Annotated in this window: 28 protein-coding genes and 1 pseudogene; 9 read left to right on the forward strand and 20 right to left on the reverse strand. The window is 49.5% G+C overall.

The annotated features are described in order from the left end of the window. The first annotated feature begins 3 nt into the window (after nt 1–3). Together dcd and ACO0LH_RS13300 are read left to right on the forward strand one after the other, a co-directional pair. The gene (dcd, locus tag ACO0LH_RS13295) at nt 4–570 is read left to right on the forward strand and encodes a dCTP deaminase (RefSeq protein WP_422941568.1); all 567 of its coding nucleotides are present in this window, start codon (nt 4–6) and stop codon (nt 568–570) included. 16 nt (nt 571–586) lie between these two features. Then, nucleotides 587–1,540, forward strand: a complete 954-nt coding sequence (locus ACO0LH_RS13300) for a glutaminase (protein ID WP_422941569.1) — start codon at nt 587–589, stop codon at nt 1,538–1,540. Between the two features lie 40 nt (nt 1,541–1,580). On the opposite strand, the gene ACO0LH_RS13305 is transcribed toward ACO0LH_RS13300, so the two are convergent. From ACO0LH_RS13305 to ACO0LH_RS13400, 20 genes are all read right to left on the reverse strand, one after another. After that, nucleotides 1,581–3,035 (reverse strand): DUF1501 domain-containing protein, encoded by a 1,455-nt coding sequence (locus tag ACO0LH_RS13305; RefSeq protein ID WP_422941570.1) that lies wholly within the window; start codon nt 3,033–3,035, stop codon nt 1,581–1,583. Between the two features lie 12 nt (nt 3,036–3,047). Then, entirely contained in the window at nt 3,048–5,534 is a 2,487-nt protein-coding gene (locus ACO0LH_RS13310; protein ID WP_422941571.1) for a DUF1800 family protein, read from the reverse strand. A gap of 186 nt (nt 5,535–5,720) precedes the next feature. Then, the gene (locus ACO0LH_RS13315; RefSeq protein WP_422941572.1) at nt 5,721–6,641 is read right to left on the reverse strand and encodes a flagellar brake protein; all 921 of its coding nucleotides are present in this window, start codon (nt 6,639–6,641) and stop codon (nt 5,721–5,723) included. A 147-nt stretch (nt 6,642–6,788) separates the two neighbouring features. Next, entirely contained in the window at nt 6,789–9,059 is a 2,271-nt protein-coding gene (locus ACO0LH_RS13320; RefSeq protein ID WP_422941573.1) for an Orn/Lys/Arg decarboxylase N-terminal domain-containing protein, read from the reverse strand. A gap of 308 nt (nt 9,060–9,367) precedes the next feature. Then, nucleotides 9,368–10,156, reverse strand: a complete 789-nt coding sequence (locus ACO0LH_RS13325) for a MipA/OmpV family protein (RefSeq protein WP_422941574.1) — start codon at nt 10,154–10,156, stop codon at nt 9,368–9,370. Between the two features lie 16 nt (nt 10,157–10,172). Then, nucleotides 10,173–10,742 carry a DUF4337 domain-containing protein gene (locus tag ACO0LH_RS13330; RefSeq protein WP_422941575.1) on the reverse strand — a complete coding sequence of 190 codons (570 nt, stop codon included), beginning with the start codon at nt 10,740–10,742 and terminating at the stop codon, nt 10,173–10,175. A 7-nt stretch (nt 10,743–10,749) separates the two neighbouring features. Continuing rightward, the gene (locus ACO0LH_RS13335; RefSeq protein ID WP_422941576.1) at nt 10,750–11,232 is read right to left on the reverse strand and encodes a dihydrofolate reductase; all 483 of its coding nucleotides are present in this window, start codon (nt 11,230–11,232) and stop codon (nt 10,750–10,752) included. A gap of 17 nt (nt 11,233–11,249) precedes the next feature. Further along, nucleotides 11,250–12,044 carry a thymidylate synthase gene (locus tag ACO0LH_RS13340; RefSeq protein WP_422941577.1) on the reverse strand — a complete coding sequence of 265 codons (795 nt, stop codon included), beginning with the start codon at nt 12,042–12,044 and terminating at the stop codon, nt 11,250–11,252. Between the two features lie 128 nt (nt 12,045–12,172). Next, the gene (locus ACO0LH_RS13345) at nt 12,173–13,786 is read right to left on the reverse strand and encodes a sensor histidine kinase (RefSeq protein ID WP_422941578.1); all 1,614 of its coding nucleotides are present in this window, start codon (nt 13,784–13,786) and stop codon (nt 12,173–12,175) included. Between the two features lie 312 nt (nt 13,787–14,098). Continuing rightward, on the reverse strand, nt 14,099–14,293 hold the full coding sequence (iscX, locus tag ACO0LH_RS13350; RefSeq protein ID WP_422941579.1) for a Fe-S cluster assembly protein IscX: 195 nt from the start codon (nt 14,291–14,293) through the stop codon (nt 14,099–14,101). Nucleotides 14,294–14,301: 8 nt separating this feature from the next. Continuing rightward, a complete protein-coding gene (gene fdx / locus ACO0LH_RS13355) occupies nt 14,302–14,640 on the reverse strand; it encodes an ISC system 2Fe-2S type ferredoxin (protein ID WP_422941580.1) in 339 nt (112 codons plus the stop codon). A gap of 26 nt (nt 14,641–14,666) precedes the next feature. Next, nucleotides 14,667–16,532, reverse strand: coding sequence for a Fe-S protein assembly chaperone HscA (hscA, locus tag ACO0LH_RS13360; protein WP_422941581.1), 1,866 nt, complete (start codon nt 16,530–16,532; stop codon nt 14,667–14,669). Between the two features lie 79 nt (nt 16,533–16,611). Next, entirely contained in the window at nt 16,612–17,115 is a 504-nt protein-coding gene (gene hscB, locus ACO0LH_RS13365) for a Fe-S protein assembly co-chaperone HscB (protein ID WP_422941582.1), read from the reverse strand. An 11-nt stretch (nt 17,116–17,126) separates the two neighbouring features. Then, nucleotides 17,127–17,450 carry an iron-sulfur cluster assembly protein IscA gene (gene iscA, locus ACO0LH_RS13370; RefSeq protein ID WP_422941583.1) on the reverse strand — a complete coding sequence of 108 codons (324 nt, stop codon included), beginning with the start codon at nt 17,448–17,450 and terminating at the stop codon, nt 17,127–17,129. 53 nt (nt 17,451–17,503) lie between these two features. Continuing rightward, nucleotides 17,504–17,899, reverse strand: a complete 396-nt coding sequence (gene iscU, locus ACO0LH_RS13375; RefSeq protein WP_422941584.1) for a Fe-S cluster assembly scaffold IscU — start codon at nt 17,897–17,899, stop codon at nt 17,504–17,506. A 68-nt stretch (nt 17,900–17,967) separates the two neighbouring features. Then, a complete protein-coding gene (locus ACO0LH_RS13380; protein WP_422941585.1) occupies nt 17,968–19,221 on the reverse strand; it encodes an IscS subfamily cysteine desulfurase in 1,254 nt (417 codons plus the stop codon). A gap of 16 nt (nt 19,222–19,237) precedes the next feature. Next, nucleotides 19,238–19,720, reverse strand: a complete 483-nt coding sequence (gene iscR, locus ACO0LH_RS13385) for a Fe-S cluster assembly transcriptional regulator IscR (RefSeq protein WP_422941586.1) — start codon at nt 19,718–19,720, stop codon at nt 19,238–19,240. Nucleotides 19,721–19,824: 104 nt separating this feature from the next. Beyond that, nucleotides 19,825–20,121 (reverse strand): helix-hairpin-helix domain-containing protein, encoded by a 297-nt coding sequence (locus ACO0LH_RS13390; RefSeq protein ID WP_422941587.1) that lies wholly within the window; start codon nt 20,119–20,121, stop codon nt 19,825–19,827. A gap of 147 nt (nt 20,122–20,268) precedes the next feature. Beyond that, nucleotides 20,269–21,780, reverse strand: a complete 1,512-nt coding sequence (locus ACO0LH_RS13395; protein WP_422941588.1) for an aldehyde dehydrogenase family protein — start codon at nt 21,778–21,780, stop codon at nt 20,269–20,271. 125 nt (nt 21,781–21,905) lie between these two features. After that, nucleotides 21,906–22,997 (reverse strand): saccharopine dehydrogenase C-terminal domain-containing protein, encoded by a 1,092-nt coding sequence (locus ACO0LH_RS13400; RefSeq protein WP_422941589.1) that lies wholly within the window; start codon nt 22,995–22,997, stop codon nt 21,906–21,908. Nucleotides 22,998–23,141: 144 nt separating this feature from the next. Here ACO0LH_RS13400 and ACO0LH_RS13405 point away from each other — a divergent pair, with 144 nt between their 5' ends. From ACO0LH_RS13405 to ACO0LH_RS13435, 7 genes and pseudogenes are all read left to right on the forward strand, one after another. Then, nucleotides 23,142–23,588, forward strand: coding sequence for an Lrp/AsnC family transcriptional regulator (locus ACO0LH_RS13405; protein ID WP_422941590.1), 447 nt, complete (start codon nt 23,142–23,144; stop codon nt 23,586–23,588). Between the two features lie 57 nt (nt 23,589–23,645). Continuing rightward, the gene (locus tag ACO0LH_RS13410) at nt 23,646–23,894 is read left to right on the forward strand and encodes a hypothetical protein (protein ID WP_422941591.1); all 249 of its coding nucleotides are present in this window, start codon (nt 23,646–23,648) and stop codon (nt 23,892–23,894) included. Between the two features lie 67 nt (nt 23,895–23,961). Next, nucleotides 23,962–24,345 (forward strand): hypothetical protein, encoded by a 384-nt coding sequence (locus ACO0LH_RS13415; protein ID WP_422941592.1) that lies wholly within the window; start codon nt 23,962–23,964, stop codon nt 24,343–24,345. Nucleotides 24,346–24,408: 63 nt separating this feature from the next. Beyond that, entirely contained in the window at nt 24,409–24,675 is a 267-nt protein-coding gene (locus ACO0LH_RS13420; RefSeq protein WP_422941593.1) for an Ig-like domain-containing protein, read from the forward strand. Continuing rightward, on the forward strand, nt 24,668–25,468 hold the full coding sequence (locus ACO0LH_RS13425; protein ID WP_422941594.1) for an RHS repeat domain-containing protein: 801 nt from the start codon (nt 24,668–24,670) through the stop codon (nt 25,466–25,468). Before ACO0LH_RS13420 ends, ACO0LH_RS13425 begins: the two co-directional genes overlap by 8 nt. A gap of 40 nt (nt 25,469–25,508) precedes the next feature. Next, nucleotides 25,509–26,084: a hypothetical protein gene (locus tag ACO0LH_RS13430; RefSeq protein WP_422941595.1), complete on the forward strand. Its 576-nt coding sequence runs from the start codon at nt 25,509–25,511 to the stop codon at nt 26,082–26,084. A 249-nt stretch (nt 26,085–26,333) separates the two neighbouring features. Then, nucleotides 26,334–26,660 (forward strand): annotated as a pseudogene (locus ACO0LH_RS13435) (helix-turn-helix domain-containing protein); the annotation flags it as partial. Nucleotides 26,661–26,856: the final 196 nt, after the last annotated feature.

The following is a 26,856-nucleotide window of genomic DNA, read 5'->3' on the forward strand; positions in this document are numbered from 1 at the left end:
TATATGAGCATCAAATCAGACAAGTGGATACGCCGCATGGCAGAACAGACTGGCATGATAGAGCCGTTTGAACCAGGCCAGGTGCGTGAGCAGGATGGTCACCGCATCGTCAGCTATGGCACTTCTTCTTATGGTTATGATATCCGCTGTGCGGACGAGTTCAAGATCTTTACCAATATCAACAGCACCATCGTTGACCCAAAGAATTTTGATGAAAAATCTTTTGTCGATTTCAAGGGTGATGTCTGCATCATTCCGCCCAACTCATTTGCACTGGCGCGTACGATGGAATATTTCCGTATTCCACGTAGTGTATTGACAATATGCCTGGGTAAATCTACCTACGCACGTTGTGGCATTATCGTCAATGTCACGCCGTTTGAACCTGAATGGGAAGGTTATGTGACGCTGGAGTTTTCCAATACCACGCCATTGCCAGCCAAGATTTATGCAGGTGAAGGCTGTGCCCAGGTTTTGTTTTTTGAAAGTGATGAAGTCTGCGAGACTTCTTATAAAGACCGTGGCGGCAAATATCAGGGGCAGGTGGGCGTAACATTGCCTAAAACCTGATACGGCAGAATTACGTATGTCGCCAGAGTCATCCGCGTCAGTGGCCGCAGCGTCGCCGGATTACGCCGCCATTCTTGCAACCATCTTTGAAGAAGTGCAGCCCTTGCTGTCACAGGGTAGGGTCGCTTCTTATATTCCGCAATTATCGAAGGTGCGGGCGGACCAATTCGGCATGGCTGTGTATTGCCTTGATGGCAGTACTTTTTCGATTGGCGAAGGCCAGCAAAAATTTTCTTTGCAAAGTGTGACCAAGCTGTTTGCGTTGGCACTGGCGTTTTCACGCGAGGGTGACGCCATCTGGGAAAGGGTAGGGCGCGAGCCTTCGGGCAATCCTTTCAATTCGCTGGTGCAGCTCGAATATGAAAGAGGCAAGCCACGCAACCCTTTCATCAATGCGGGTGCTTTGGTCATGACCGATATTTTGTCGGCACGTTTTGTTGAGTCAGATATTGCCGTCATGCAGTTTGCCCGCATGATTGCCGGCAAAAATAATATCGATTTTGATATGGCGGTTGCGCAATCCGAACGGCAGACTGCGCACAGAAATTATGCGATTGCGCATCTGATGAAAGACTTTGGCAACCTGCATAACCCGGTCAAGACAGTCATTGATAGTTACTGCCGCCAATGCTCGATCACGATGACTTGCGAGGAGTTGGCAAAAGCTGGTAGTTTCCTTGCCAATCACGGCACTATTCCATGGAATGGCGTGCAGATACTGGATGCCAGTTCGGCCAAGCGGTTAAATGCATTGATGCTGACTTGTGGCACCTATGATGCAGCGGGAGATTTTGCTTACCGGGTCGGCTTGCCAGCCAAAAGCGGTGTTGGTGGCGGCATCCTGGCGCTGGTGCCGGGAGAGCTGGCTGTGGCAGTGTGGTCACCCGGGCTGGATGCTACCGGCAATTCACTGGCGGGTACTTATGCGCTGGAACGTTTCACGACGCTGACAGCACGCTCGATCTTTTGAATAAAAAATCTGACGTGCCTGTCAGTAGCTGAAAACAAAGTCATGAACTCATGAAGCCGAGATTGCGGTTCGAGAAATTGACAATGTTGGGGAAAATATCATTGATTTGCGAGTTGCTGATACCGAACCAGTTGGCCAGCGTGGCACCGTACTGATCGACCGATATCTGTGGCAACAAACTACCCGATCCTACGTCCAGACTATGTTTGAGGCCTGTCACGGGGAAGTCGCCATAGATATTATTTCCCTTGACTGCACCGCCTACGACAAAATGATGTGCGCCCCAGCCATGGTCAGTGCCATCGCCATTACTGGTAAAAGTCCTCCCAAAGTCTGATGCGGTAAATAGTGTAACCTGGTTGCGCATGTCAGTACCCTGCAAATTACTCATGACGCCGTCGAAATAGGTGAGTGCATGGGACAGTCTGGCCATCAGGTCAGCGTGTGCCGTACGCTGAAAATCATGCGTATCAAATCCGCCCAGGCTGACAAAAAATACCTGTCTTTGTGCGCCCAATGCACTGCGTCCGGCAATAATGCGGGCAACGGTTTGTAATTGTGCTGCCAGGCCATTGGTTGCTGAGGCGCCGTTATTTGGGTTGGTGTATTGCGATGGATTGGGCACACCAGTTGCGCCAGCAGGCGCCATTGCCGGGCTCAGCAGGCTTTGTGCATTGATAGCGCGGTTAGTGACAGCGGCATGCTCTTTTTGAAACAGATTGGGGTTGTCAGCAGTAATAATGTTTTTCAGCGGATTGCCGCCAGCGGTGGACCCAAACAAGGCGCCTGTCAGGCCGCCAATAGGAACCGCGCCAGAGCCGCTGACCTGATATTGATTGACATTGCGTCCGGCAAGAAAGACAGCATTGCCAGATACTGAAATCGCAGTAAACACCGGATAGGCATTGGTCGACGCCAGCATGTCACCCATGCGGCCACCCCAGCCATAAGTCGCTCCCTCAGGGGCATAAGCCTGCCATAAAGACTGCTGATCATTATGGGAAAACAGTTTTGGTGGCAAAGGCACGCTGGCTGCCTTGTACTGTTGCAAGGTGGTCGGCACGATCAAGGGGCCGACATTGCTGACGATGGCTGCTCGGCCATTGTCAAAAAGCGTTTTCAATGAAGCCAGGTTTGGATGCAGGGCAAAGCTACGGCCACTTTGCGCGCTGGTTGGCGTGATGGGGATGACCCCACCATTGCTGCCTACGGGCGGCAAGGCAATCGAGCCAGCTTCATTGGTGGTGCGTACAGTCGTGTACTGATTCCACGATGTGCTATCCGTGGCCAGTACGGTGTTGGCATGATCATTTGCGCCGTATAAAAATAGGCAGATCAGTGCCTTGTAACCACCAGTAGAAGTTTGTGCCGCCGCCGACCCCATTGTCGCCAGATTGAGCGCGAAAGGAATGCTGGCGCTACCGATGATGCCGGAAGCAGAGAGTGCAGAAGAGACGCGCAAGAATTCCCGGCGCGAAGCATTGACTTTAGTCATGGTAAGCCCCGTTCATTTTTGAACCAGATATTCTGGTGATGCCATACTCAGGAAAATCGCCAGATAAACCCGATTCTTTTTCGCTGCGTCTGCATTGGCCGTACTGTTGGTTGGTATGGTGACAGAATTCACTGCCGTCAGTAACTGGCTGCGCAAGCCACTGCTCATTTGATTCGCCATTAACAGCAAGTTGATCTGGTCGAGCATCTGATCTGGTGTTGCTGCCAATGCCAGCATGCTTGTGTAATCTGGTTTGATGTCACGGGACGAGCCTGTACCGTTAGGTATGGCATCACGCATGAAATTCAGATATCCCGTCACAGAGGTCTCGCCGGTAATCTGCATTTCTGGTGAAACCAGGCCTGCTGTCGCAATACCACTGTTTGGTGGTACATAACCAGGTCGATAATAATTAAATACCGTTGGTGAACGCATCGGTGTTTGAGACAGTCCACTTAATGGATCATCAAGGTTGGTCATCAGGAAGCGGCTCGATGTGGAATTTACGCCAAAAGCACGCATCCAGTTTGCCAGTCTGATCACGGGCTCACGCAATTTGCCTGTACTGGCATAACCCAGTGTTGCTTCGTTGCGTGCTTCGCTATCGAGCAGCACTGCCTTGATGACCGCGCGCATATCTCCCCTGACACCCTGGCCATTGTTATTAAATGCCGCAGCGACGCGCGAAATATATTGCGGGCTGGGGTTGCTGGTAACCAGCCTTTGTATCAATTGTTTGCCAATAAAAGGGCCGACATTCGGGTGGTTGAATAAAGTGTCCAGGGCTATTTTCAAATCACCTTCCGTGTTGGCTGAGGATTGTGCTGGAATAGTCGTTCCCAAAAATGTCTTGGCTGAAATCGAATGGTATTTAGGATAGCTCTGCATAGGCAACCAGTCACGATTTGCATCGGGATTGCCACCAAAGAACCGGGAATCACTCTTGTCTGCGCCAGCCCAGCTCCAGCCGGTAAATACTTTGGCCAGACCGCTGATGTCAGTGCTGGAATAGGTTTCAACGGGTTTGCCGTTGTTGAGAACATAGCTGCCGTCCTGGTTCAACTGGTATAAGCCGATAGTGAACAACTGCATGACTTCGCGTGCATAGTTTTCGTCTGGCACCTGGGTGCCGGATTCTTTCTGATTGCGTATTGAAGTCAGGTAATTGCCCATGATGGGGTGCAAGGTGACTGCCTCAAGCAAATTGCGGAAATTGCCAAACGCGTTTGCACCCAGAGTGTCGTAATAGGCGGCGACACCACGCGGGTAGTTGGCAACATTACTGTCTTGAAATGACACAACCATGATTTGCGACAGGGCGAATGTGACGCGCTGACGCAACTGGTCATCCCCTTTGATCGCTTGTTGCCAGAACGATTCAAAGAAATTATTCTGGCTCAGATCAGCCTGGCCATTGATGAAACCGGCAGCCTGCGTATCCATATAATTTTTATGTAGTTTCTGAGGCAAGCTGAATTGCTTGTCTATCCAGGCGCTGTAACTACTATTTGTCAGGCCGGTAATATCAGTATTGGTAGCACCAAAGGTGGTTTGTCCGAGAAAGCGTGAAGCCTGTGTTGGTGTCGGCGCATTGCTGCTGGCAGATTGAAAGCCAACCAGGGCCTGGATCAGGCCGTTAGCAATACTGGTGTCTGTTGCTGATACGCTACCAGCCAGCGTCATGCCTTTGCTGATGGAGTCGGAAGTCAGGATGTAGCTCAAGCCTTGCTGAATGGCGAAATTTTTTGCAACACTATCCTTGTTGTCGAGCAGGTTGCTGATCCAGCCATATACCGGGTCGCCAGCGTACCCGTGTGCGGCAATCAGCATGGAACGCACGACATTGCCGCGCGTTACCGTGCCATTCGCCAGGCCGTTGGTCCAGTAGTCAAGGCCGGCTTTATCAGGTGGGCTGCGGCTGAGTACATTTTTATAGACGACCGTGACGAAATCAGCATTCGTCATGTTTGGCAGATAGCCAGTCAATGCCGAGTCCTGGATGGCAGAAATATAGAAAGATTCACCAATTTTTTCAATCGGCACGCCACTCTTAAACTGGTTTATCCAGTAGGCAAGGCCATTGGCATCAGGGATGCGATTGAAGTAGGCGACATAGAGTTCTATGATCGCATTTAAATCAGACACAGCAATGGTGGTCGAAAGATCGGCAATCAGCAGATTGACCGAGACATCCTTGAAATTTAGTTGTTGCGTACCTGCCGCAATAGTCACTGTGCCATCACTGCCGACATTGTCTTTGACTGTGTAGCCGCTTCCCGTATTAGTGATCGTGTAATTGGAGCGAAAACCGTTAAAAGTTACCGTACTGCTGGTGACGACAGGTGCTGGTGCAAACAGGGCCTGAATGCCGCTGATTGCGGAAGTGTTGTTGTCAGGAGTAGAGCTACTGGTTTTTCCATCGCCGCCGCAAGAGCTAAGCGTTGAGATCAGCGCTGCTATCAGCAAGAATTTGAGCGTGGTAAATCTGATGCGCGGCATGATGACTCCTAATTGTCCTCCCAGAAAATTTCCTTCTGGCAAGGTAATTCTAATCTATCCCCTTTCACCAAATAGCCATAAAGTGTAACAAAGGGTTAGGATGCACAATAATCGCTTATTGCGCGTAACAAAGAGTAACGAAAGTGTGAGCCTTTTAACAGCGTATTTCCATATTGCAATGAATTGTCAGTCCATTTCTGCCAGGGTCTGATGAACAAAAGCTGAAAGTATCAGTTTTGATTGTGCTGATACATCGACAAATTCAAAGCCATGTCGGAATTCCAGCCCATTTTCAGTAGGTGCCTGTGATCGCAGGATGACTTTCAAAATCAGGTATTCATCATTGCCGGCTGCACTGACTTTGAATTTGATGACGCCAAAATCTCCTTTTTTTCCTATCGCTTTCTTAATTACGCCTGAAGCTCCACCCATGCTTAGGTCGCCTAATGCGGCCGCCGCGGTCTGCTCCGGATCGCCTATCGTTACGGAAGCAATGATTTTCACGACCGCCCGCGAACCTTGGCGTATCGTTGTGCAGCGAACCTGTTTGGGGTAAGAGATGTGTAAATAAGAATGTGGGGAATAGACGGATTTTATCGCCGATGCAGTAAATGCATATGCTCTCTTGCCAGGGAAGGCGCGCACAATAAATGTCTGGCCATCGCGTATCAATACAGTTTTGCCCTCGGCTGTTGGTGCGGTCACCAGTATAGACATATTTTTCACGAAGCCGATCAGGCGCACTGTATACCGCACTGAGGCATGATCATGTACTTGCAAATACAAAATCTCACCAACGTTCCAGCGTACGCTATCCAACTCAATCAACGTATCTTTATGAGCTTCTGCAGGTGTAGTGCTTGGCGAAGCTGCCGGGGACGATGTCTGCTTTGAAATAGGAGTGAGTTTCGAGGGGATGGTGTCCCACATCGCATCAGGGTTGCAATAACCGTTCTCCAGCAAGCCATCAAGCTGATGCTGATTTTCAACGACAACGCCCGATGCCATCAGCAAGTTGCCGTTCGAATCATAGATGGACCAAGGTACGGTTTCACCTACGCTGATTTCAGCATGCTTGATTGGCATTAATCCTGAAGCACCACCCATGTCTTGATTCCGTATTCTGAAGTCCGATTTGATTGTATATCGAAAGACCAGGCAAATTAAAGCCTATGTTGTTCCCTGGCATAATAAAAAAGCACTTATGACTTTGGAATGGTCATAAGTGCCTCTTAAACCGAAATAAAACTGGGCTTATTTGACCATTTCTGCCGTAGATTTTACACAATCGACAAAATAACCACGTTTGCCATCAACTTCGGCTTTTACCAGGCCGTGGCAATCCGTTTCAAAGCCAGGGAATCTTTCATTGAAATCACGTACAAAGCGCAGGTAATCAACGATAGTACGGTTGAACCTTTCACCCGGAATCAATAAAGGAATGCCCGGTGGGTAAGGTGTCAGCAGGATGGCCGTGACGCGGCCTTCGAGTTCATCTATCGATATGCGTTCAGTTTCGCGGTGCGCCATCATGGCAAAGGCATCTGAGGGTTTCATGGCTGGCTGCATGTCAGACAAATACATTTCAGTCGTCAAGCGTGCCACATCATGGCCTTTGTAGGCTTCATGTATGCCCTGGCACAGGTCTTTCAGGCCAACGCCTTCATAACGGGGATTGGCAGCGGCAAATTCAGGCAGGATACGCCACATAGGCTGATTCTTGTCGTAATCATCCTTGAACTGCTGCAGGGCTGTCAGCAAGGTATTCCAGCGGCCTTTGGTGATGCCAATGGTAAACATGATGAAGAAAGAATACAGACCGCATTTTTCGACAATAACACCATGTTCAGCCAGGTATTTGGTCACGATGGAAGCCGGGATGCCAGTCTCGCCAAATTTGCCTTCCAGGGACAAGCCGGGCGTCACGATGGTGGCCTTGATCGGGTCCAGCATATTGAAACCAGACGCCAGCTTGCCGAAGCCATGCCAGTCGTCTTCTGCGCGGATGATCCAGTCTTCGCGCGAACCTATGCCATCAGCGGCAAATTCTTCCGGCCCCCAGACCTGGAACCACCAGTCCTTGCCCCATTCCTGATCAACCTTGCGCATGGCGCGGCGGAAATCCAGGGCTTCGAGTATTGATTCTTCTACCAGTGCCGTACCACCTGGCGCTTCCATCATGGCGGCAGCGATATCGCAGGACGCAATGATCGAATACTGAGGCGATGTTGACGTGTGCATGAGGTAGGCTTCATTGAAGCTGTCTCTGTCCAGTTTGCGCGTTTCGGATTCACGCACGAGAATTTGCGATGCCTGTGAGATACCGGCCAACAGTTTGTGCGTGGACTGCGTCGAGAAAATCATCGATTTCTTGGCGCGTGGCCTGTCTTTGCCGATGGCATGCATGTCTTTGTAAAAGTCATGGAAAGTCGCATGCGGCAACCATGCCTCATCAAAGTGCAGGGTATCGATTTCACCGTCGAGCAAGTCTTTCAATACTTCGACGTTGTACAGCACGCCGTCGTACGTCGATTGCGTGATCGTCAGGATGCGCGGTTTCTTGTTTTTGGCTTCGCGTGCAAAAGGATTGGCTTCTATCTTCTTTTGTATGCTTTCCATGCTGAATTCTTCCAGCGGGATAGGGCCAATGATGCCAAGATTATTACGGGTAGGCATCAGAAAAACGGGTATCGCACCACACATGATGATGGAGTGCAGAATGGATTTATGGCAGTTACGGTCAACAACGACGATATCGCCGGGTGCCACAGTGGAATGCCAGACCATCTTGTTCGATGTCGAGGTACCATTCGTGACAAAATAGCAATGATCTGCATTGAAAATGCGGGCGGCATTGCGTTCGGACGCGGCTACCGGGCCGGTATGGTCCAGCAATTGACCCAATTCTTCGACGGCGTTACAAACGTCGGCGCGCAGCATGTTTTCACCAAAAAACTGGTGAAACATCTGGCCTATCGGTGACTTCAGGAAGGCTACGCCGCCTGAGTGCCCAGGACAGTGCCAGGAATAGGAACCATCATTTGCATAATGTACCAGTGCACGGAAAAACGGTGGTGCCAGTCCATCGAGGTAAGAGCGTGCTTCACGGATGATATGGCGCGCCACGAATTCAGGCGTGTCTTCAAACATATGGATGAAGCCGTGCAGTTCGCGCAGGATGTCATTCGGGATGTGGCGCGAGGTGCGGGTTTCGCCGTACAGATAAATCGGGATATCCGCATTCTTGTAGCGGATTTCTTCGACGAAGGCACGCAATGATTTCAGTGCGTAATCGGTTTCTTCGTCGGTACCGTCGCCAAACTCTTCATCGTCGATAGACAGAATAAAGGCAGAGGCACGTGACTGCTGTTGTGCGAACTGGGACAAGTCGCCATAACTGGTGACGCCCAATACTTCCATGCCTTCGGATTCTATGGCATCAGCCAGGGCGCGTATGCCCAGGCCAGAAGTATTTTCGGAACGGAAGTCTTCGTCGATGATGACGATGGGGAAGCGGAATTTCATGGAAGTCTCCAAAAAAGCTTGTTACAAGGGAGACGCCTGGGCAAGTTAAATCAACCGCTTGCGCGCCGAAAAATTCAAAGAAGCGAATTCTCTCAGATATGTGGGGGCTGATGTGAAAAAATACGTATGTTGGGCATGGGAAAATCAAAATTTCATGTGATTGTCATCAAATTGGCTTTTGCACCATATCTTGCATCGCCAAATGGGCCAAGGCATGAATTTAATTTAAGAATGCGTATCGCCCAAAAGGAAAAGGAGTGCTGTTCAGCACTCCTTTTCATATGTCTGCTATTTTTACAACATCACTATCAGAATCGATAAGTTGCCGCAGAAAATATCGTGACCGGGTTTTTCTGGAACACAAACGGGCTTCTGCCAGCATCGCCATTCAGGCGGGTAACGGATGCGCCGGTCGTCAATGACCAGTTGCTATCTATACTCCAGTGCCAGCTTGCCCCCAGTTTGATGTCGGAGATGCCGGAAGAGGGCGTGTACTGTGCGTAGCCGCTGATGGCGGATTGCGAAGGACTGACACCAAAGTAAGATTGCATGTAAGCGGTATTGGCCCAGTTTGCCCCTATGCTTGCTGACAATCTGTGCTGCGGGCTTAAGAGCGTAGTCGCACGGCCACCAAAACTGATTTGCAAGCCATTGTGATCAGTGCCGGATCCATACCTGATAGATGAAGCGAGTGAATAATTCTGGTCGATGTTATAGTTGAAAAAGCCGCCGGTTTCGATGGCAGTGTTCACATCGCCAAGGCCGCGTAATTTACCAGAGCGGGATTCATCACGTGCGGCCTCGAGCGTCAGGCGCAGGCCGTATTGCACACTGGGGTCTTTGGAAAAGTTATAGCCAAGACCGCTTATTGCGCTGAAAAAAGCGCCATTTTTCCATTGTGCGTCAAACATTGGATAAACTGCCAGACGCCGATCATCAGCGCCGATATATTTTGGCATGGAAAGTGCCACTGCACCCAGGGAAAAATTCGCATCCTTGGGTAAATATGTGGTGGGCACCAATTGCACGAATTGCGAGGTTTGGGCATGCACCGAGCACACCGTCGCCAATAAGGCAATGCCGAGTATTCTTTTCATTCTGTTCTCGCTTTAATTAAAAGTGGAACCAGGCAAGTCCAGCCACTGCAACACCAATACCTGCAACGCCATACGATGCATATTGCATCCATTTCTTTTTGGTCAGCAAGGTGATTGCTGCCAAGGAGATGGCGATTTGCAAGGCTGTCATCGCTTGTGCCCAGCGATGGTGCTGATGCAGTGATTCTTCAGACTTGTGTTCGTAATCTTGCGCTTCTTTTTCCAGTTCGTCCGCTTTTTTCTTGATTTCTTCTTTTTCTGATTTGTAACGATTTACTTCAGCACGATATTTTTCAACATCAACGCCAGGCAAAACCATCGCCAGTTCAGCCAGGTTTTGTTTGTTTGACTTCGACTGATAAAAATTCCATTGGTTCGATGCTTCAGTCTTTTTTATTGCGGCGTCATTTTTAAACATACCCGCATCATTCTGTGTTGCGCCGCCAGCGTAACCAAATAGCGCGCCTACGGTTGCCATGATCGCCGTCATGACAGCTATCCGGCTGGCAAAATCGTCATTGCCGTGCGCTGCATGTTCCAGTTCGTGGTCATGCGGTCCGTGTACGTGAAATCCGTGTCCTGACATAATATTCCTAAATCTTCTCGTAAGTTACAAAAGCAAAATGTAAATTATTTGCCTCGGAGTAATGTTTTTCTCTTCCTGTCTCTTCCCATATCTGGGGATCGATTTCTGGGAAAAAAGCATCACAATCAAATTCTTGTTGTATTTCAGTCACGATCAATTTATCTGCGAGCGCAAGACTCTGCTGATAAATCTCTGCGCCACCGATGATAAATGCCTCTTCATCATGCAACAGGGCTTGGGCGTCATCCAGGCACGCGACGTTTTCGACGCCATCGTGCTGCCATTGGCGATTGCGCGTGATGACGATATTGCGTCTTTGGGGCAATGGCCTGCCTATCGAATCAAAGGTTTTTCTGCCCATGATGATGCTGTGCCCACTGGTCGTGCGTTTGAAGTGGGCAAGGTCTTCGGGCAAGCGCCACGGCAGGGTATTGTTTATACCAATACCGTTTTTTTTATCAGTCGCTACAATAATCGTTAAAGATGACATGGTGATGAATCACTTTTTTAAACAGCAACCGGTGCTTTGATGGCTGGATGGAACTGGTAATCCAGGAATTCGAAATCCTCATAGCGATAATCGAATATGCTATCCGGCTGGCGTTTTATAAGCAGTTTGGGCAGGGGCAGGGTAGTCCTCGATAATTGCTCTTCCACCTGGTTCATGTGATTTGAATACAGATGGCAGTCGCCACCTGTCCATATGAAATCGCCGACACCGAGGCCGGTCTGTTGCGCCACCATATGGGTCAGTAAAGCGTATGAAGCAATATTGAAGGGAACACCAAGGAAAATATCTGCACTGCGCTGGTACAACTGACAGGACAGTTTTCCATCGGCCACATAAAACTGGAACAGCGCGTGGCAAGGGGGCAGTTTCATGTGCGGGATGTCGGCCACATTCCATGCTGACACAATCAAGCGGCGCGAGTCAGGGTTGTTCTTGATCTGTTCAATGACTTGCTTGATCTGGTCTATATGCTGGCCAGCAGGCGTTGGCCAGCTACGCCATTGCGATCCGTAGACCGGCCCAAGGTCACCATTGGCATCAGCCCATTCGTCCCAGATGGAAACGCCATTGTCTTTAAGATATTTGATATTGGTTGAACCAGCCAGAAACCAGATCAGTTCATGCACGATAGACTTCAGGTGCAGTTTCTTGGTCGTCAGCAAAGGGAAGCCTTCGTTCAGATCAAAGCGCATTTGATGTGCGAACACAGACAGGGTACCGGTGCCGGTACGGTCAGTTTTGCGCGTGCCATGTTCTTTCACATGACGCATGAAGTCCAGATATTGACGCATGGGGAATTAAAAACGGTGTTGTCTGAGGCACTAGTATACCTTAGGTGTCAAAATATACGTCGATTGAATCAAATTGCTACCGCCGTGGATGCCGTCCACCTGGCGTCTACATTGAAATAATCAAAAAATTAACGTTTACTTAACAAAGGATTGGATGATTCCGGTTCGCCCGGAGCGACTAGCGGAAGCTTGATTTCAAAGCGTGTGCCTTCACCAACGATGCTGGTCGCATGAATGCTGCCACCAAGGACGTTGGAAATGATATTGAAGGTAATGCTCAGGCCCAGGCCACTGCCACCCTGGCCAAACTTGGTAGTGAAGAAGGGCTCGAATATTCTGTTGATGATGTCGGAGGAAATACCTTTGCCATTGTCTTCGAAAATAATGATGACCTGTTCGCCCTGTTTTTCAGCTGTGCAGCGCATATGGCCTTCTTCGCGGCCTTCCAGTCCGTGGGCAACGGCATTATTGACCAGGTTGGTGAAAACCTGGCCCAGCAAGCCTGGGTAGCTATCAAGTTGTATCTCTGCCGGAATATCCAGTTCCAGCGTAAACGGTGTTTTGCGCAAGCTGGAATGCAGCAGGGCTGTCAGTTCCTGCAACATGACCAGCAGGGCGAACTGACGGCGTTGTGCGCTGGACTGATCCACGGCGACTTGTTTGAAGTCGCCGACAAGATGGGCAGATTGCTGCAAGCCACGCAACAACAGCTTGGTTGAATCCACAGCCGTATTGGCATAGCGGGTCAGGTCTGACCTGCGCATTTTGCCTTCTTCCACCATCTTGACGAGGTGTCTGGTCTCTTCTTCGAGCGTGCTGGCCACCAGCAGGCAGTTGCCAAGGGGCGTATTGAGTTCATGGGCAACGCCAGCCACCATGGAACCCAGCGCAGCCATGCGCTCAACCCGGGCCAGTTCTGCCTGAGCAGAATTGACATTGGTCAGCGCCGCTTCCAGGTTTTGATTCACGGTTTCCAGTTCCTGGGTTCTTTGCCTGACTTTGGATTCCAAAGTCCCGGAGTATTCCAGCAATTGCTGGTTCTTGATTTCCAGTTCGCCAAACGAGCGTTGCAAAGCCTGTCGTGTTGCTTCCAGGCTGGTTGCCAGGTGACCCAGCTCATCCTCGCGGTTCAAGGCGATAGGGTCATTCAGTTCGCCATTGGCCAGTCGGTCTGACTGCCCCATCAATATCCGCACTGGCTGCACCAGACGCCATTGCAATACCAGCAAGATAAACAAGATAGCCAGTATCAGTGAAAGGACGGCAGTAGTCACGTAGCGCCGGAAATCAGAAGCCAGGCTTTCTTGCAACAGATCTTCAGCCAGCGTCAACCTGACCTGGCCTATGACCTGGCCACCATGCTTGATTTCCCTGACCATGCTGGTGAATGGCCCTTTTTGGGTTTGCTTGCGGGTATCGTTCTTGATGAACTCTTTGCGGTCAGGCAGGGTAATGACTTCTATTGTTGCCACTCGGGGGTCGGAATACACGACTTCACTGGAAATATTTGCAATTTCAGGGGTGATTTGCCACAAAGGCTCACTCAGGATGACGGACAGAATTTCTACCAGGCGGTTATGGTCTTCCGCATTGCGTACCTGGGCAGCGGTTTCTATCGTGTGTAAGTGGTAAGGAATGAGAATGGCGGCGGGAACTGTTAATCCAAATACAACTGCCAGTATGATCGCAAGTCTGAGCGTAATGCGGCTGCGTAGTGCGGATAAAAGATGTCGAAACTGCATTGCAAGATCCTTGTGCAACACTTCCCGGTAGGCATAGTCTGCCGGAGCGCTTTGGCGCTCTGCGCAGACAATCATTTACTGATCAGACACAACTAAAGGTATTGGTGATCTGATGATCGCACAAACAATTCTAAAATACTAAAAGGTTTTTTGCGTTTCAGCAAGTTATGATTCTTGCGCATACAGTATATGTGCACAAATTTACATAGTCCGTCTAAAAGCGTGCAAATTTGGGACTATGCGTGACACAAGTGGTTGTCCTGATCCCTGATGTTGCAGAGCTTTCACAGTGTAGGGACGGACGCAGTTCGCTTATTTGCTTTCTTCTATCCAGGCCATTTGTATGGCTTCCAGGATTTTTTCGCCACCGCGTGTGTGATCGTCGTCAAACTCTTCCAGGTCAACGATCCAGTTATGCAAATCGGTAAAACGAACCGTCAGCGGATCGATATCAGGGAATTTATCGCTCAGGGCTTCGGCAATTCTGTAGGTGTCTGTCCATTTCATGGCTTGCCCTAATGATTTTCGCGCGCGTGATTGATGGTGTATTTCGGGATTTCTATGGTGATGTCCTGCTTGCCCAACTTGACCTGGCAAGACAGGCGTGATGTGGATTCCAGGCCCCATGCAGCGTCAAGCAAATCTTCTTCGTCGTCAGTGGATTCATTTAATGACTGAAAGCCTTCACGGATGACAACGTGACAGGTCGTGCAGGCACACGACATTTCGCAGGCATGTTCGATTTCAACATCGCTTTCTACCAAAGCTTCACACAAAGACTTGCCTTCAGGCGCATCGATTACAGTGCCTTCAGGACAAAGCTGGGGATGGGGTAAAACAATAATCTGTGGCATGTTTTTCTCAATAGGGTTAGGCAACTTCAGGCAATTTCATCCAGTTTTTTGCCGGCAAGAGCTTTGCGCACACTCTGGTCCATGCGACGAGCAGCAAATTCTTCCGTACCTTGTGCCAGCGCTTTAATCGCTGCATGTAATTGCTGGTGATCCTTGCCTGATTTCAGTTCGTTGACTGTCTTCATCAATTCTTGTATCGAAACCTGTTCGGCTTCATTAAGCAACTGGGCGTCGGCGCTCAAGGCGGATTGCGTTGCCAATAAAATGCGCTCTGCTTCCACACTTTCTTCGCGCAATGCACGTTCCTGCATGTCGTTATCTGCCGATGCAAACGAATCTTGCAGCATGCGGGTAATATCATCATCAGCAAGGCCGTATGACGGTTTGACAGAGATAGCTGCTTCTACGCCAGAACGCAATTCGCGGGCAGAAACTGACAATAAGCCATCAGCGTCGACTTGATAAGTGATGCGTATGCGCGCAGCGCCAGCAGCCATCGGCGGGATGCCGCGCAATTCAAAGCGTGCCAGAGAGCGACATTCGCTGACCAGCTCGCGCTCGCCCTGCACCACGTGAATCGCCATGGCGGTCTGACCATCTTTAAAGGTGGTGAATTCCTGCGCGCGCGCACAAGGTATCGTGGAATTACGGGGAATAACTTTTTCTGCCAGTCCACCCATGGTTTCCACACCCAGAGACAAAGGGATGACATCCAGCAGCAACCAGTCGTCACCAGGAGCGCGGTTGCCAGCCAGCAGGTTGGCCTGTATGGCCGCACCCAGGGCAACTACTTTGTCAGGATCAATATTTGCCAGTGGCGTGGTCTGGAAAAACTCACCAACGGCTTTACGCACATGCGGCATGCGCGTTGCGCCACCGACCAGTACTACGCCATCGATATCATCTATGGTCAAGCCAGCGTCGCGCAAGGCTTTACGACATGGGGTGATTGCCTTCAACACCAGGTTTTGCGTCATCTCTGCAAATGCGGTGGCGCTGATTTGCAAATGCACGCTTTCGCCAGAATTTAATTTCGCATCGATGAAGGTGCTGGGTTTGTTTGACAGGGTTTCTTTGGCTTCTCGCGCTTTCACCATCAAGGTGCTGGTGTCTTCATCTGATAAAGGTAGGAGTTTGGATTCTTGTAAAATCCAGCAAAACAGGCGGTGATCAAAATCATCGCCACCGAGAGAAGAATCGCCGCCAGTGGCCAATACTTCGAATATGCCCTTGCTCATTTTCAGGACGGAAATATCGAACGTGCCGCCACCCAGGTCAAACACGGCGTAAATGCCTTCGGATGCATTGTCAAGACCATAGGCAATCGCCGCCGCGGTCGGTTCATTCAACAGGCGCAAGACATTCAGGCCAGCCAGTTTTGCCGCATCCTTGGTGGCCTGGCGTTGGGCATCGTCAAAGTAGGCGGGAACAGTGATGACTGCGCCGACCAGATCATCACCCAGCGCATCTTCTGCCTGCTGGCGTAAAGTTGCCAGGATTTGCGCAGAAACTTCCACTGGGCTTTTGATACCGGCAACGGTTTTCAGTTGCACCATGCCAGGTTCATCATGGAAATCGTAGGGCAGGTTTTCAGCGTAGGCGATATCTTTCAGCCCGCGTCCCATGAAGCGCTTGACTGAAACAATGGTGTTTTTTGGGTCATTACTTTGCTCTGCCTGCGCCTTGAAGCCTATGTGGGCATGACCGTTCGGCAGGTAGCGCACAATGGATGGCAGCAATGGCCGGCCTTCTTCGTCATTCAATACTTCGGGTATGCTGTTGCGTACCGTCGCAACCAGGGAGTTGGTCGTGCCTAAATCGATGCCGACTGCCAGCCTGTGCTGGTGCGGGGCAGTGGACATGCCAGGTTCAGAAATCTGCAATAAAGCCATGGTGAAATGCTGATGGCGGACCATCGAAAAATGCTCATCGCGCCAATTATCTTGCGCGGACTTGCAGGGTTATTCGAAATTACTCTTCGATTGCTACGATATCGGCAATGAATTTTTCCAGGAACATGCAGGCGCGGAGCTGTTGCGCAGCTTCCTGAAACTGACGCAGATCCAGCGCTTCTCCAACCGCATGCAATTGCGTTCTTAATGCGCTGTTCACTTCGCGCTCCAGTCGCAACAGCGCAGCCTGATTGTTGTCGCGTACCGCATCTTCAAAGGTTTCCCGCCATTCCATTTGCTGCATCAGAAAGGCGCCAGGCATGGAAGTATTGGACTCGGTCTGCAAATCCACGCCTTGCAATTCACATAAATAGCGTGCGCGTTTCAGCGGTTTTTTCAGGACCTGGTAAGCTTCGTTGGCCTGGGTAGCCCATTGCATGGCTACCCTTTTCTCGGCTTCGCTGGCCTGTACAAATTTGTCTGGATGCACCGTATTCTGTACTTCACGGTAAGCAGCATCCAGTTGAGCCTGATCCAGTGCGAATCGTTGTGGTAGCTGGAAAAGTTCAAAATGATTTTGCATGCAGACTGGCCTTAAATCCTGAAACTTTCACCGCAGCCGCATTCATCCTTGACATTGGGGTTGTAGAATTTAAAACCTTCGTTCAAGCCTTCGCGGGCAAAATCCAGTTCTGTGCCATCAATGTATGGCAAGCTTTTCGGGTCAACAAACACCTTCACGCCATGGGACTCAAACACTTCATCGTCATTGCCGATTTCATCTACATATTCAAGCTTGTACGCCATGCCAGAGCAGCCCGTGGTGCGCACGCCAAAACGCAGGCCTATGCCCTTGCCGCGGCGCTCCATATAACGGGTGACGTGTTTTGCTGCTTTTTCTGTGAGTGTGATAGCCATGTTGATTCCAGTTTTACCAATATTGCCGTGCCTGTGTCGCCAGTTGTTGCAAATCAGGCAGCTTGCTCAGCGCCATGTTTGGCTTTGTAATCAAGCACAGCTGCCTTGATTGCATCTTCAGCCAGGATGGAACAGTGAATTTTTACGGGCGGCAGGGCCAGTTCTTCAGCAATCGCTGTATTCTTGATTTCGAGAGCCTGATCCAGGGTCTTGCCCTTGACCCATTCAGTCACCAGTGAAGACGAGGCAATGGCAGAGCCGCAGCCATAAGTCTTGAACTTGGCATCCTGGATAACGCCATCAGCGCCAACCTTGATCTGCAATTTCATGACATCGCCACACGCAGGCGCGCCCACCATGCCGGTGCCTATAGTATCGTCGCCTTTGTCAAAAGCGCCGACATTGCGGGGGTTTTCGTAATGATCTAAAACTTTTTCTGAGTAAGCCATTTTGATGCTCCTTGATTTTTCAAATGCGTTTTTTCAAGTGCGTTTTTCAAATACGCAATGAATATGAATTAATGCGCAGCCCACTGAATGGTAGAGATATCAATGCCGTCCTTGTACATATCCCACAGCGGTGACAATTCGCGCAATTTGGCAACCTTGGTCTTGAGCAGGTTGATCGTAAAATCGATATCTTCTTCTGTCGTAAAGCGGCCGATGGTGAAACGTATCGAGCTGTGCGCCAACTCATCGCTGCGGCCCAGTGCGCGCAAGACATAGGAAGGTTCCAGACTGGCTGATGTGCAGGCAGAGCCGGATGAAACAGCAATATCCTTGATCGCCATGATCAAGGATTCACCTTCCACATAGTTGAAACTGACGTTCAGGTTATGCGGTACGCGGTGGTCCATGTCACCATTGACATAGGTTTCTTCAATTTCTTGCAAACCTTTTGCCAGGCGGTCACGCATGCTGCGTACATGGGTCAGTTCACTGTCCATTTCTTCCTTGGCGATGCGGAAAGCCTCACCCATGCCAGCAATTTGATGGGTTGCCAGTGTGCCGGAACGGAAACCGCGCTCATGACCGCCACCATGCATTTGCGCTTCCAGGCGCACGCGTGGTTTGCGGCGAATATACAGGGCACCTATACCTTTGGGACCATAAGTTTTGTGGGCAGAAAACGAAACCAGATCCACCTTGGTGTTTTCCAGGTCAATCACAACTTTGCCAGTAGCCTGCGCCGCATCGGAATGGAACACTATACCTTTTTCGCGGCATAATTCACCAATTTCAGCGATAGGCTGGATAACGCCGATCTCATTGTTCACCCACATCACGGATACCAGTATGGTGTCAGGGCGAATCGCTTCTTTTAACTGCTCAATGGTGATCAGGCCATTGTCGCCTGGTTGCAAGTAGGTTGCTTCAAAGCCCTGGCGCTCCAGTTCGCGTACGGTATCCAGCACGGCTTTATGTTCGGTCTTGACCGTAATGATGTGCTTGCCCTTGGCTTTGTAGAAATTTGCCGCACCTTTGAGTGCCAGGTTATTGCTTTCTGTGGCGCCAGAAGTCCAGACGATTTCACGCGGGTCTGCATTGACCAGGTCAGCCACCTGCGCGCGCGCATCTTCAACAGCCTTTTCCGCATCCCAGCCATACATATGGCTGCGCGATGCCGGGTTGCCGTATTGCGCACGCAAAAACGGGATCATCTTGTCAGCAACCCGTGGGTCAACAGGCGTCGTTGCCGAGTAATCCATGTAAATAGGGAAGTGTGGTGATTTCAGCGTATCAATCAGGCTTTTTTCCAAAGGGGCGTTCATTCAAAACTCCAAATATTCAAGAGGCAATATGACTGGCATGGCTGGGGTGCATGACAATAATATGGTTTTCCGAGGCTTTCTGTCTTTGCTGATTGACCAGATCCTGAAGTGAAACCGAATCCAGGTAATCGACCATTTTGGCGTTCAGCGTCGCCCATAAATCATGCGTCATGCAATGCAGGCCGTTTTCATGGTCACTGCCATGGCAATTTCCCTTGCCGCCGCATTGTGTTGCATCCAGGGGTTCATCAACAGCAATGATGATATCTGCCACTGTGACATTCTGTGCCTTGCGGGCAAGATTGTAGCCGCCGCCAGGGCCACGTACAGACTCAACGATTTCATGGCGGCGCAGCTTGCCAAACAATTGTTCGAGATAAGACAGCGAGATGTCTTGCCGCTGGCTGATGCCAGCAAGCGTGACCGGTCCTTTGTCCTGCCGCAAAGCCAGGTCAATCATTGCCGTCACGGCGAAACGTCCTTTTGTGGTCAATCGCATATTCTTACTCCGGGGTACTTCTTGCCAGGAAATGCTGAATGCCCTGAATTGTTGAGCATTTTGGTCAAGTATAGCAAACTTGAGTAATCTTGTCAGGAATAGGCTTAGAGTGAGGAGGGGGATAGCAAGTACGCCTTGCGCTCTGCGGTGTAATGCCACCAGGCCAGAGGCGGTTCGCCATTCATGAATTTTACTATGGAAATGAAAACGTCGTAGACACAGGGATCGTGCCTCACTTTTGTCGCGGTACAAAGCGCATCGTACATCTGGTAGGGGTCGCGTCCCTTCAATTGCTGTGGCGTGGTGATGCCCAGTAAATGCAAATCGGCAACAGTTGCCTTGCCGACATTGGGTAATTGCTCAAGATGATTGATGAATGCACAAGAGACTGCTTTTTTCATGATCTTGGTGTGCTGCTTCTGTAGATATCGATTTCACTATAAATTGTAAGGCTATTTTCTCTACACATAAAGCAAAAGACCGCCAGAAGACGGTCTTTTGCTTCAATGCATCAGGTGCAGATCAGTCAATGAGATAAGTCAACAAGATCAGATATCAAAGCTGATACCTTGTGCCAATGGCAGGGAGTTGCTGTAATTAAACGTGTTGGTGGTGCGACGCATGTAGGCTTTCCATGCATCTGAACCCGACTCACGTCCACCGCCAGTCTCTTTCTCGCCACCAAACGCGCCGCCGATTTCAGCACCGGAAGGGCCGATATTGACATTGGCGATGCCGCAATCGCTGCCTGAGGCGGAAACAAAAGTTTCTGCTTCGCGCAAATCAGTTGTGAAGATGGAGGAAGATAAGCCCTGCGGTACTTCATTATTCCAGTTGATTGCCTGTTGCAAATCGCTGTAACGCACAATGTACATGATGGGGGCAAAAGTTTCATGGTGCATGGATTTGGTTTGCCCCGGCATTTCCACCAGGGCAGGGCGTACATAGAAGCCCTTGCTGTTGTCGCTGACCTCAACACGTTCACCACCAAATACATGCCCGGCTTCTGTTTTGGCAACAGCCAGTGCGCTTTGCATGGCATCAAACGATGCCGCATCAATCAAGGGGCCAACCAGCGTCGTCTTTTCCAGCGGATTGCCAACAGGCAGCCCTCCATAAATTTTCTTCAGGCGCGGTACCAGGTTCTCGTAAATACTGTCGTGGACGAACAAGCGGCGCAATGTTGTGCAGCGCTGTCCTGCCGTACCAACAGCAGAGAAAGTGATGGCGCGCACTGCCATTTCCAGGTCTGCGCTAGGGGCAACGATCATGGCATTGTTGCCGCCCAATTCAAGAATGGTGCGAGTCAGACGTTTGGCGCAGGCTTCTGCCACCTGGCGGCCCATACGGGTGCTGCCTGTTGCGCTGACCAGGGCGACACGTTTGTCTTCCACCATGTGCGCACCAGTATCGCGTGCGCCGATAATCAGTTCTGCCAGGCCAGCAGGGGCATCGCTGCCAAAACGTGCTACGGCTTTCATGAACAGGGCATGCGTGGCGATGGCGGTCAACGGTGTTTTTTCCGATGGTTTCCAGGTCACGCTATTGCCGCAAACAAAGGCCAGTGCAGCATTCCAGGCCCATACGGCCACCGGGAAGTTGAATGCAGAAATGACACCGACCACGCCTATCGGATGCCATTGTTCCATCATGCGGTGGCCAGGGCGTTCAGAGGCTATCGTCAGGCCGTATAACTGACGTGACAGGCCAACAGCGAAATCACAGATGTCGATCATTTCCTGCACTTCGCCCAGGCCTTCTTGCAGGATTTTCCCTGCTTCCAACGTCACCAGTTTGCCCAGTGCTTCTTTGTGGATACGCAATTCATCGCCAAACAGACGCACCAGTTCACCGCGGCGTGGTGCCGGCACATTGCGCCATTGCAAGTATGCAGCATGCGCACGATCAATGCGCTGCTTTACTTCATCTGCTGAATCAGCGCGCAGGCTGGCCAGGGTTTCGCCGTTGATTGGTGAAACGCTGTGAATGTCTGTTCCCTGATAGTCGCTCAGATTGATGCTGAGTTCCTGCAAGATTGCTTCAAGAGTCGTGTTAGCCATTGTCTTTAACCTCAGATACATACCTGCTTGCGGCAGGGGCCTTGATAGGGCGTGACGCAAGCATGTGAATTTTTCGATGGGCGGGTCGCCAGGCGCATATTGTAACGCCGTCAAGCTCAACAGGCTTAGACTGTATAGTATTGCCCGAAACGGTTCGCCAGAAAATCTGGCAGGTTGGCTTGCTCCTGACGTACCAGGCCATGCTGCGGTAACTTGCCTGTGACAACCAGGTCAACCATCGCGCATATGCCTGATGCCGTAGTCAGTTGTATGGCCGACAGCAATTGTCCATTCACTTGTTGTGCGTAAATTTTCTTGGCATAAGATTCCTGCTCCAAGCGGCCATCACGCATACCTACTACGCTCACAAATACCAGGACCACGTCTTGCTTGGTCATGGGAATCGCTGTTTCCATGACTTCTTTCAAGATGGGGCGGCGTTCCAGTTTGCCCAGTTGCAGGTCGCGTATCAGTACTTTGACAATATCGCGGTGACCGGGGTAACGCACGGTTTTGTAATTCAGGTTCTGTACTTTACCTTCCAGGCTTTCACACAAAGTACCCAGGCCGCCAGATGTATTGAAGGCTTCATAATCGATACCATCGAGAGAGAAATGTTCAATTTCTTCCAATGCCGCAGTCTCACGCAATTGGCCATCAACGATCGCTTCGCAAGGGTTGCAATATTCATTGATCAGGCCGTCCGTGCTCCATGTCAGGTTATATTTCAATGCATTATTCGGGAAGGTAGGCAGGGCACCTACACGCATGCTGACATCGCGCAGGGTTTCAAAACGTTTTGCCACATCATTGGCGACGATGGAAATAAAGCCCGGTGCCAAGCCGCATTGCGGCACAAATGCGCAATCTGCGCCTTCAGCCAGTTGCTTGACGATACGTGTGCTTTCCACGTCTTCAGTCAAATCAAAATAATGGGAATTGGCTTCACGCGCAGCGCCGGCAATGATGGGCGTTAAAAAATAAGGGCATGCCGACATCGTCACCTTGTGACCGCGTATCAGTTCAGTGACCGCAGCCTTGTCGCCCAAATCGGCTTGCACGATGCGGGTATTCGGGAAGCCTGCCTGCTCTACATATTTCAGGCGCTCTGGGTCACGGTCAGCAACAGTGATTTGATAATCGCCAGTATGTGACAGCAAGTTAAGAATTGCATCGCCAATCTTGCCTGCGCCCAAGAGAATTAATTTTGTGGCCATGTCTGTCTCCAAGTCTTTATAAATGTTGTTAAAAGAATGATGGTTCAGTGTAGGCCTTAGTTTTGTCAGATAATAGTGGTTAAGTTATCGTCAAAATGTGAAGTGGCGAGATAATATGTCGATTAAATACATCAATATGACGATATGAAACCAGACCTCGATGACATAGACCACAAAATACTGGCCCTGCTGATGGATAATGCACGCCTGCCAGTGACTACCATCGCCAAATCGGTAGGCATCGCCCGCACAACAGTGATTGCCAGGATCGCTGCGCTGGAAAAACGCGAAGTGATTGCCGGATATGGCCTGAAACTGAACCAAAAAATGGTGCAGCCCGCCGTGCGCGCCTACGTGGGCTTGTCGGTTGAAGCACGTTATGCAGCAGGCTTGATCAAGTTCCTGCAACAACTGCCAGAAACCGAAACCCTGTGCGCCGTCAGCGGCGCCATCGACTACATGCTGACCCTGCGCTGCGCCACGACAGAAACACTGGACAAATTACTCGACCAGATCGGTGCGCTGGATGGGGTGAGGCAGACATCTACGTCTATTATTTTGAGTAAGCGCATTGATAGAGGGGCTTTGTAGTTTTCGATGTTGCAACTGAATTATGTCAGTCAAGGGAGCGACCAGTTTTTGACAAATATGAATAAATTTATATGTGGTGTTTTTGCGTTATTTATATGCAATTCTTCTGTTGTCTTCTATTGTGAGGATTCGAATAGAAATATTGATGAAGTTTCAAAAAATAATTCGGAGGTATTGAATAAAAGTAATAACAGCGAAAAGACAATTAAAACTTACACTCAAGATCCTATGGTTTTATCTCAAAAAGGGCTAAATGCATTGATTGAAAAAGCAGAGCATGGGGACGTGAACCATTCGGTTGGATGATAACATTACATCCGATCTGCATTTTTTGGGAATTGTTTTGGTACTTGTACAATCAAGAGGTAGGTTCGTGCTCAAATCCATTAAAATAATTTTGTTAGTAACAATCATTTGTTGGGTTTTGTATTCGCTACTGTTTCAAGTCAGAAGACGAACGGGTGATGATATCCCTATCGATCCAATGGTGGAGCTTGCAAATACTGGAGATTTTACTGCGATAAAAAATTTGCGTCAGAGGTACATTGATCGCCATCAATTCGGTATGGCAGATTACTGGTTGTACATAGGCGCGCTTAATGGCGAGCCTGCAATGATGGATGAATATTTGCATAAATTCCGATCAATGTCAGAGAAAGAAAAACAGGCGGAATTACAGAGCATTAGAACAAGTACAGCTTCTCAAGAACAAAAGAATTCTATGTTGAGTAAACTGACTGGTGATGCTAAACAATGAATTAGATGTATAAGTTTAAGGGAATACAAGGGGCCGTATAACGCAATCCCCCCCATCGTCAGTTTGACGACCAACTCGGTGAATGCCACCGCCCCAGCCACCATCATTCTGAATGCGACAGCTGCCGACAGCGATGGCAGCATCGCCAAAGTGGAATTCTATAATGGCGGCAGCTTATTAAGCACCGTCACCACTGCGCCATATCGTTTCAACTGGAATGATGTCACCAGTGGCACTTATAGCCTGACGGCAAAAGCCACAGACAATCTTGGGGGCAAGCCGCATCTCGACACCTGTCACGGTGGCGGGTCATGCGGTAAAAATGTATGACATCCACACTGACCACCTGGATACACCCAGGGTCATCACCGATAGTTCAGGGACAGAAGTATGGCGCTGGGATAGTGCCCCGTTTGGGGAAACACTGCCTAATGAGCAGCCAACGAATGCGACCAGCAAATTCACGTTTAATATCCGCTTTGCAGGTCAATACTTCGACCAGGAAACAGGACTGCATTACAATTACTTCAGGGACTATGATCCGAGAACGGGACGCTATGTAGAATCTGACCCGATAGGTTTGGCAGGGGGCATGACTACCTATGGGTATGTGGGGGCGAATCCGGTTAGTGGTATAGACGCAAAAGGTTTGCAAGCTTTCCCAGGAGGTACGCCGTGGCCCGATTTTAATCCCATGCCGCCAGCCGTTCCTAGTATTACCAGAATCATCCGTGACATTCCAAAAGATGCTGTTAAGTGCAAAACTCCTGAAGGTAAAGAGTATTATTTACCTCCTGGGTGGAATTTGGGCGATGAATATTCTGCAGGTCAGCGTAATGGATGGGATTCCACAAAAGGATTAGGTTCTATTGGCCAATTTGGGACATATGACTATCAACGAAGTGGCTCAGATTTTATTCGTGCATATTCCGACGCTTCTAATTTCGGTGTTGGTGTGTACATGAACGGGGCGGGTGTGCCTTTGTGGGCTACCAAAGCAATTGGAAATATTTATGGTGCTGCGAAATCTGGAAATGCTGGAAGTAACAATTGGGGAGAATGGTGGAGCAGCGGCTGGAATGCGGCTAATTCAGGTCATTTAACTTGCGGTTGCCCACAATGACGAGTTTTAATTGTTCAAATTAAAAAAAGGCGGTTCGTATATGGAAAGTCGTTATAGGAAAACCTTAAAATATTTTGCATTGGCGTTATGTGTGTTATGTGCAGTAGGGATTTCATTTTATTTTTACTTATTGCCTAACATGCTAGATCCTCAGGGTAAGTCTAGTTCGAGTTGTATGCATGACAAATTACCGCAGGTTGCCAATGGTTCTGGCTTAATTGCGTCTGCGCACTACACTGTTTGTGATACCAGTAGCAGTGATTCAGCGGTTTATGTATACGTTCATAAATCTACGGAACCTGAAAGCAAAGAATTCCTCGTTTTTAGGTATTTTGACAAATCAAGCGCAGCGCCGCCAGAAATTAATTGGTTGAATAAATCGATTCTTCAAATTTCTGTTGCGGAGGTTGATCAAGTGACGAAAATGTTAAACAACCTTGAAGATGTAAAAATTGTCTATCACATCGGTAAAGAAAATCGCTCCTTTGAATCTTGGAGACAAGATAAGAAAAAAATGAAAATAATTTCTGGATTGGCGTTTATCTTTCTTTGCTTTTTAATATTCGGATTAATAAAAATTGTGCGGTCGTTGCAACGCCCTCGTATTCCCGATTAACAAAGTGTAACCGGAAACAGCTTGTCTTATCTTGTGAAGACTTGAATAGAAATGCAAATGAAGTTTCAAAAAATAATTCGGAGGCATTAAATAAAAATAACAGCGAAAAGGCTATTAAAACTTACGCTCAAGATTCGATGTGTTGATTTGCACTGAAAATTGACCTCCACTTTTGCTGGATAATTTGCATCTAATATTGACCCACGTTTAGCACACAATCTTACTTATCTTGATGAGTAGGGGACAGGAGTGATTGACGTGGCGTTACTAGGTATTATTCGACGCTGGCACATTCGTGACCAGATTCCATTACGGGAGATTGCCAGACGACTGGGCATCTCTCGCAACACTGTCCGTCGCTATCTGCGCTCTGAAGTCACAGAGCCAGCCTATGCGGATAGACAAACAACAAGCACCATCGATCAGTATGCATTACAGCTTTCAAGCTGGCTTAAAACCGAAGCGGGAAAAAATCGTAAGCAGCGACGAAGCTTAAAGCAGCTTCATCTCGATCTAAAAGAACTGGGATTTGAAGGGTCGTATGACCGGGTGGCCGCCTTCGCCAGGAAGTGGAAGGCGGATCAAACTGACAGGGTCAATTCAGCTAGCAAACGAACAGAGTGGGTAAGAATTTGATACAAACGCGGGGGTGCGGACAATAACTTGGACTACTTGGAGGTAGTTCATGTATTCATACGAAGACCGTATTCGAGCGGTCAAGCTTTATATCAAGCTCGGGAAGCGCATTCGCCCGACCATTCGGCAGTTGGGT

Origin of the sequence: Undibacterium sp. TJN19 (assembly GCF_049339485.1) — a bacterium.
Taxonomy (GTDB): domain Bacteria; phylum Pseudomonadota; class Gammaproteobacteria; order Burkholderiales; family Burkholderiaceae_D; genus Undibacterium.

Bases quoted from the DNA above. Each gene is read 5' to 3' on its own strand.
- ACO0LH_RS13390 (WP_422941587.1), bottom strand. From the start codon at position 20,121: ATGAAAAAAGCAGTCTCTTGTGCATTCATCAATCATCTTGAGCAATTA.
- ACO0LH_RS13400 (WP_422941589.1), bottom strand. From the start codon at position 22,997: ATGGCCACAAAATTAATTCTCTTGGGCGCAGGCAAGATTGGCGATGCA.
- ACO0LH_RS13380 (WP_422941585.1), bottom strand. From the start codon at position 19,221: ATGAACGCCCCTTTGGAAAAAAGCCTGATTGATACGCTGAAATCACCA.
- ACO0LH_RS13410 (WP_422941591.1), top strand. From the start codon at position 23,646: ATGAATAAATTTATATGTGGTGTTTTTGCGTTATTTATATGCAATTCT.
- fdx (WP_422941580.1), bottom strand. From the start codon at position 14,640: ATGCCACAGATTATTGTTTTACCCCATCCCCAGCTTTGTCCTGAAGGC.
- ACO0LH_RS13300 (WP_422941569.1), top strand. From the start codon at position 587: ATGTCGCCAGAGTCATCCGCGTCAGTGGCCGCAGCGTCGCCGGATTAC.
- ACO0LH_RS13310 (WP_422941571.1), bottom strand. From the start codon at position 5,534: ATGCCGCGCATCAGATTTACCACGCTCAAATTCTTGCTGATAGCAGCG.
- iscU (WP_422941584.1), bottom strand. From the start codon at position 17,899: ATGGCTTACTCAGAAAAAGTTTTAGATCATTACGAAAACCCCCGCAAT.
- ACO0LH_RS13345 (WP_422941578.1), bottom strand. From the start codon at position 13,786: ATGCAGTTTCGACATCTTTTATCCGCACTACGCAGCCGCATTACGCTC.
- ACO0LH_RS13305 (WP_422941570.1), bottom strand. From the start codon at position 3,035: ATGACTAAAGTCAATGCTTCGCGCCGGGAATTCTTGCGCGTCTCTTCT.
- ACO0LH_RS13320 (WP_422941573.1), bottom strand. From the start codon at position 9,059: ATGAAATTCCGCTTCCCCATCGTCATCATCGACGAAGACTTCCGTTCC.
- ACO0LH_RS13325 (WP_422941574.1), bottom strand. From the start codon at position 10,156: ATGAAAAGAATACTCGGCATTGCCTTATTGGCGACGGTGTGCTCGGTG.
- iscX (WP_422941579.1), bottom strand. From the start codon at position 14,293: ATGAAATGGACAGACACCTACAGAATTGCCGAAGCCCTGAGCGATAAA.
- ACO0LH_RS13330 (WP_422941575.1), bottom strand. From the start codon at position 10,742: ATGTCAGGACACGGATTTCACGTACACGGACCGCATGACCACGAACTG.
- ACO0LH_RS13405 (WP_422941590.1), top strand. From the start codon at position 23,142: ATGAAACCAGACCTCGATGACATAGACCACAAAATACTGGCCCTGCTG.
- ACO0LH_RS13395 (WP_422941588.1), bottom strand. From the start codon at position 21,780: ATGGCTAACACGACTCTTGAAGCAATCTTGCAGGAACTCAGCATCAAT.
- ACO0LH_RS13430 (WP_422941595.1), top strand. From the start codon at position 25,509: ATGGAAAGTCGTTATAGGAAAACCTTAAAATATTTTGCATTGGCGTTA.
- dcd (WP_422941568.1), top strand. From the start codon at position 4: ATGAGCATCAAATCAGACAAGTGGATACGCCGCATGGCAGAACAGACT.
- ACO0LH_RS13335 (WP_422941576.1), bottom strand. From the start codon at position 11,232: ATGTCATCTTTAACGATTATTGTAGCGACTGATAAAAAAAACGGTATT.
- iscA (WP_422941583.1), bottom strand. From the start codon at position 17,450: ATGGCTATCACACTCACAGAAAAAGCAGCAAAACACGTCACCCGTTAT.
- ACO0LH_RS13315 (WP_422941572.1), bottom strand. From the start codon at position 6,641: ATGGGTGGTGCTTCAGGATTAATGCCAATCAAGCATGCTGAAATCAGC.
- ACO0LH_RS13340 (WP_422941577.1), bottom strand. From the start codon at position 12,044: ATGCGTCAATATCTGGACTTCATGCGTCATGTGAAAGAACATGGCACG.
- ACO0LH_RS13425 (WP_422941594.1), top strand. From the start codon at position 24,668: ATGTATGACATCCACACTGACCACCTGGATACACCCAGGGTCATCACC.
- hscB (WP_422941582.1), bottom strand. From the start codon at position 17,115: ATGCAAAATCATTTTGAACTTTTCCAGCTACCACAACGATTCGCACTG.
- hscA (WP_422941581.1), bottom strand. From the start codon at position 16,532: ATGGCTTTATTGCAGATTTCTGAACCTGGCATGTCCACTGCCCCGCAC.
- iscR (WP_422941586.1), bottom strand. From the start codon at position 19,720: ATGCGATTGACCACAAAAGGACGTTTCGCCGTGACGGCAATGATTGAC.